Below are 4,472 nucleotides of genomic sequence, written 5' to 3' on the forward strand. Positions count from 1 at the left end.
GTTCCTGCGATCCTTCGCACCCCCCTCTGGTCGGCCGGCCCCTGCGCCCTAGATCGAAGCTTTTCGAGAAACTCACTCCTCAAACTTCGAGCAACTCACTCCTCAAACGATGAATTGGCTACAGGCAGGCAAGACAGCCGGATTCCCCCTCGAGGGCGATGTCCGGCAGGCCACGGGCGGGCGCTGTCGCGCCGTTCTTGCCGTGCGCGCTAGTCCTATCGGGGGACTTCCCTAGCGGAAGCGAGGGATGTAGAAGCCCATATTAGCTAATCGTTAATTATCCGAAGTGCGTTTGAGTTGGAGGTGTTCGGTCATGAACTTCAAGAAACTTATCAAGCGTGCCGATGAGGTGGACAGAGCTTTCGAGGAGCTCCAGACGGATTTGGCGGAAGCATTCGATGCGTGCCTCGACGAAGAATCGTCGGAGGAGGTCAGCGCCGCGGGGCCGGATTCCGTGCCGGAAGAGGACGCTCCAGGGCCGGAGGCCGAAGTGCAAGCGGGCGAGAATCCACAGCGCCTGACCCCGCACACGCAGACCAGGCTTGCCGCGCTTGGCGCCCTTGATGGGCTGTTCCGCGATGCGCAGGGGCACCTGGAGGAAATCAGCGGCAAGCTCTCGGAGATCGCCACCTCGCAGCATTTGACGCGCGAGTTCCTCGGCATTCTGCATGGCGACATCCTGCGCGCCAACGAGATGGAACTTACCAATGCCGGGCTTTCCGGCGAGCAGCGGGCGCTGTCGGAGCAACTGGTCGAGGCGGCGCGCAAGCAGCGCGAGCGCGACGGCGCGTTCGAGGCGCTGCAGCAGCGCGAGGCGAGCCTGGTGCAGGAGCGCGAGGCGCTGCGTGCCGCGCTCGCCGCGGCGAGGCTCGAGCTCGTCGAGGCGGCCAATGCCGGCGCCAGGCGCGAGGCCGAGTTCGGCGACATCGCCAAGCAGCTTTCGGCGAAAGCCGTCGAGGCCAACCGAAGCGCCAGCGAGAGCAAGATGCTGCGCGAAAAGCAGGTCAGCCTGGCGGTCGACCTCGACCAGTCGCAGAAGCGCGAAGCCGAGGCGCGCCACAAGATGGACGAGGTCGCGGCCATGCACGCCACCGACATGGCGCGGATCACCGATCTGGCCGCCGCGCTCGGCAGGAGCGAGAAGGAGGAGGCGCGGCTGCAGAAGGCGCTGGAGAGCGCCCAGGCGAGGCTCCAGGAATCGGCAGAGGCGACCAGCCTCACCGAGGCCGATCGCGAGGCCGAGCTTGCGCGTGGCCAGGCCGAGATGCGCGGCCTGCGTTCCGAGATCCAGGACCTGCAGGCGCGGCTGGAGCGTGCCGCGAACGAGAACGGCGAGGCGGCAAGCGAGATCGCCAGGCTCAAGGCGCAGGCCAGCGACGCGCTCGCCGAAAAGCAGATCGCCGACGAGAAGCTGGCCGTGCTGAGGAGCGAGAGCGAAAGCGACAAAATGAACCTCTCGGCCGTCAACGCCAATCTCTCGCAGCTGTCGCTGCAGCAGGCCTCCGAGCAGATCGAGCTCGATATCCAGAAGCAGGAATGCGAGGACCTGCGCGCCGAGGTCGCGACGCTCAATGCCCGCATCAAGGAGCTCTTACCCTTTGAGCGCCTGCATCGGGTGACCGCCGCCAGGACACGCGAGGACAATGTCGTCGAGATCGCCGGCGTGGTCGCCGACCCCGCGCACCCCACCCACCGCCGCCGCGCGCGCCGCCGGCTGCACGCCTCTTAGGATTGGCGAAAACCGCAGAGCTGCCGATCTCCCCGCGGGGGAGAGATTGGCAGTTTCAGCGTCGCCCTCACTCCGGCTGGTAAAGCTCGTCCATGCTGAGCGCGGCCAGCGTGGCGAACGGCGCCTGCTTCTTCACCCTGCCATGGTCGAGGATCACCACGTCGTCGCAGAACGAGATCGTTGAGTGATGGTGGCTGATGACCAGCGTCGTGCGCCGTCCGGCGCGCGATTTCAGCGTTTCGACGATCGCCGCTTCCGACAGCCCGTCGACCGCGTTGGTGGCCTCGTCGAGGATTAGTATGTCGGGGTCGCGCACCAGCGCGCGCGCCAGCGCGATGCGCTGCCGCTGCCCGGCCGACAGGTTGACGCCGCGATAGCCGGCGACGGTGGCGTAGCCCTGCGGCAGGCGCTCGATGAACTCATGCGCCTCGGCGAGCCGCGCGGCGCGCTCGGCGTCTTCGACTGACGCGGTGTCATGGCCATAGGTGATGTTGTCGAGGATCGTGCCGTCGACCAGCTCCAGCTCCTGGCTGGCCAGAGCGATGTGGCGCCGCCAGTCGGACGGATCGATCTCGCCAAGCGGCGTGCCGTCGATGAGGATTTCGCCGCCGTCCGGCTCGACGAAGCGGCACAGAAGATTGACGATCGTCGTCTTGCCGGCGCCGGAGCGGCCGATCAGCGCCGTCGAACGGCCCGCCCGGATGTCGAAGGTAGCGGCATGCAGCACCGCCGCGCGCTGCTCCTCGCTGGCATAGGTGAAACTGACGCCCTCGAAAGCGATGCGTTCCTTAAGCCCCGGAAACGGCAGGCTGCCCTGCGGCGGCGCCGGCTTGCCGGTGGGGTCGAGCAGCCAGGTCACCTCTTCCAGCGATCCGGAGAGCCCCTGCAACTGGCTCCACGACATCTGCAGCGCCCGCATATGCGGCTGCAGCCGGTAGAGCAGGATGAGGAAGGCGGCGGTCAGCGGGAAGCTGACATCGGCCAGCCACGCGCCGATCACCGTGGCCAGGAACAGCATGGCATGCAGAACCTCGGTCAGCGGCGGCAGCGCGCCCTGGCGGGTCGAAAGCACGAAGGCGGCATGGCGCACGCCGTCGGAGGCCCTGTCGAACGCCGCCTTCTCGCGCGCCTCCTGACCGAAGATGCGGATGAGGCGCCCGGCATGCACCAGATGCAGCATCTGCGAGGCGAGCGCGCTGTTGCGCGAGGCGACGCTGCGGCTCGGCGCCTTGAGCTGGGCTGACAGCATCGCATGCGCCACCTGGACAAGGGCCAGCCCCAGCGTCACCAGCAGCGTCATCTTCCAGGACAGAAGCAGCAGGAAGGCGAGCAGGATGATCGCCGCCGAAGCGCTGACGATCGAGCCGAGCAGCGCCTGGATGGCGTCGGAGGCGCGCCAGGATTCATTGGAGATGATGTTGAGCAGTCGGCCCGGGCTCTCGCGCAGGAAGAACGGATAGCCGACCCTCAAGAGCTGTTCCGACAGCGCGCTGCGGATGGAAAAACTCGCCTTGCCGTAGATGTGGGCGGTCAGCACCGTATTGGCGAAGCCGAGCAGGTTCTTGAGCAGGATCGAGCCGAGGATCGCCGCCGAGATGGCGATCAGCCGCTCGCGCTCGCCGAGCCCGGCGCCGACCTTCTGCAGCAGGGCGGAGAGACCGCCCATGCCGGAAGCGTCGCCATGACCCATGATGATGCCGAGCAGCGGGATGATCAGGCCGATGCCGAGGCCCTCCAGCGCGGCGCCGGCAAGCCCGAGCAGCACCACGATCGGCAGCAGGCGCCGCAGCCCGCCGCCGAGCGCGCGCCGCAGGATCGAGAGCGCCGGTGGCAGCGGCCGGATCATCGCGCCCTGGCCTCGGCTTCGCCGGGCTCGGCGCGCCGCAGCGGTTCGGGGGCCGGCCGCCTGGTGATGACAAGCAGCGCGAATTTCGCCGCCCCCGCCAGGTTCATGGCGACGACGGGCCAGTGCGACAGCCTGAGCTCGGGATCGAATCTTGGGCCGCCGACAAGCTCGCGCAGCGCCGCGCGCACCGCCCAATAGAAATGCCTAAGCAGCCAGGGCGCGCGGCGGATATGCTTCAGGCAGAGCGCACCATTGCCGAAATGATAGTCGCGGTGCAGCCGGTCGATCGCCTTGCGGTCGCGCCGGCCGTGATGGTGGAAGATTGTCATGTCAGGCACATATTCGACCGGCATGCCGAGCAGCATTGCCCGCACCAGATAGTCGGTGTCCTCGGCCGAGCGCAGCGCGCCGCCGGCGCCGAAGCGCTCGTCGAAGGGGCCGATGCGGGCGGCGACGTCGCGGTGCATGGTCATGTTGCAGCCGAGCACGAAGCCGCCCGGATGGACGGCCGGCGTCAGCCGCTGGCGCTGCTCGCAGCGCTTGATGGTGAAGGGCAGGTCGCGTGCGTCGCCGAGCTCGACACGGCCGCCGCGGATCAGCCATTTCTCGCCGCTCGCATAATGCCGCTGCAGGTCGCGCAGATAGGTCCGCTCGAGCTTGCAGTCGTCGTCGACGAACACCAGCACGCGGCCGCGCGCCCGCGCCAGTCCGGCATTGCGCGCCGCCGCCAGCCCGGGCCGTGGCTCGGAGAGGGCGGTGATGGGCACCTGCGATTTCTCGGCGATCGAGGCCAGGCGTTCCGGCGTGCCGTCGCGAGAGCCATTGTCGACCACCACCAGCTCGGCCGGAAAGGCCGGATAAGCCAGGCAGGCCGCCTGGATCGAGGCGATGCAGGCC

At 67.9% G+C, this 4,472-nt stretch carries 3 protein-coding genes; 1 reads left to right on the forward strand and 2 read right to left on the reverse strand.

The features are described from left to right. Positions 1–313: 313 nt before the first annotated feature. Positions 314–1,729: a hypothetical protein gene (locus EN738_RS31440; RefSeq protein WP_127286994.1), complete on the forward strand. Its 1,416-nt coding sequence runs from the start codon at positions 314–316 to the stop codon at positions 1,727–1,729. 67 nt (positions 1,730–1,796) lie between these two features. On the opposite strand, the gene EN738_RS31445 is transcribed toward EN738_RS31440, so the two are convergent. Together EN738_RS31445 and EN738_RS31450 are read right to left on the reverse strand one after the other, a co-directional pair. Beyond that, positions 1,797–3,575 carry an ABC transporter ATP-binding protein gene (locus EN738_RS31445; RefSeq protein ID WP_189606072.1) on the reverse strand — a complete coding sequence of 593 codons (1,779 nt, stop codon included), beginning with the start codon at positions 3,573–3,575 and terminating at the stop codon, positions 1,797–1,799. Continuing rightward, positions 3,572–4,472: glycosyltransferase (locus tag EN738_RS31450; protein WP_127286995.1), on the reverse strand; the 901-nt coding region annotated here is incomplete at its 5' end. The genes EN738_RS31445 and EN738_RS31450, both read right to left, overlap by 4 nt.

Origin of the sequence: Mesorhizobium sp. M4B.F.Ca.ET.017.02.2.1 (assembly GCF_003998955.1) — a bacterium.
Classification (GTDB): Bacteria; Pseudomonadota; Alphaproteobacteria; order Rhizobiales; family Rhizobiaceae; genus Mesorhizobium; species Mesorhizobium abyssinicae.